Below are 855 nucleotides of genomic sequence, written 5' to 3'. Positions count from 1 at the left end.
AGTTCTGGAGGCATGTTATGAAACTCTCGGTGTGTCAAAACGTTCTCTAACGAAACGCTAAGAATTTTTTGCCACACAAAGCGTTAAATTATCGTCAATGCAAGGGTCATCGAGTTGAAATATGGCGTCTTTTTGTCGTTTGCAAAGGTTTGAAATAAATGGAAAATTTGACTGAAATCATTGCAAAAAAAGTATTTTCTGCTCGCTCCAATGCAGAATTAGAAATTAAAGATTTGTCAAAAATGACAAATATACGCCCTAAGGCTCTTATTTCAATTGAATCTGGACAGTATAGGCCAACACCTAAAGAACTTATGCGCTTGATATCCGCATTAGAAATAAACCCTAGTAACCTTCTTTCCTAGCTGTCAGGTTGTGAGACGTCATTGGCGTAAACCATGATACGGTCGACGTCGTTCATGATACTGACTTCTGTCATAGTTTTATAGCTTAGATTACGCAGACGTGGTCTCTGCCTGAGGCGCTCGGCGACTTTGGCGGTAGGCGAAAGGCCGCCCAGAACTCGCTGTCGGCGCAGGTTATAGGCGTGATTGAACCCATGCAGCAGGACTTCGAGATCCGTGTGGTGTGCGACGTTGATCGGCAGAACCTCGGTTGCGATGCGACCGTTGAACCGCTCGACCATCCCGTTCGTCTGAGGGGAATACGCTCTGGTTCGCCGACGATCGACATTCTGACAGGCTTTCTCGAAGGCGTCTGCAGTGAAGCACGAGCCTCGGTCGGTCAGGATATGCGTGATCCGGAAAGGAAAGGAGAGGTGGTCCCGTCTGTTCGGACAGTTTTTGGGTTTGAATAAGCTATACCCGGTTGTTGTCATGCCGCCATTCTGACGGC

At 47.1% G+C, this 855-nt stretch carries 2 protein-coding genes; one reads left to right on the top strand and one right to left on the bottom strand.

Annotation, left to right across the window (positions count from 1 at the left end; all coding sequences use genetic code 11):
- Positions 1-158: 158 nt before the first annotated feature.
- Positions 159-365, top strand: a complete 207-nt coding sequence (locus tag GJA01_RS15090) for a helix-turn-helix domain-containing protein (RefSeq protein WP_099282507.1) — start codon at positions 159-161, stop codon at positions 363-365.
- On the opposite strand, the gene GJA01_RS15085 is transcribed toward GJA01_RS15090, so the two are convergent.
- The coding region (locus GJA01_RS15085) for an integrase core domain-containing protein (protein WP_255312290.1) at positions 362-855 on the bottom strand (494 nt) is incomplete at its 5' end. The genes GJA01_RS15090 and GJA01_RS15085 overlap by 4 nt on opposite strands.

The sequence above is a fragment of the Gluconobacter japonicus genome (assembly GCF_002723975.1).
GTDB classification, from domain to species: domain Bacteria; phylum Pseudomonadota; class Alphaproteobacteria; order Acetobacterales; family Acetobacteraceae; genus Gluconobacter; species Gluconobacter japonicus.
The sequence above is the reverse complement of the archived record's forward strand: the minus strand, read 5'-3'. Positions and strand labels throughout refer to the sequence as shown.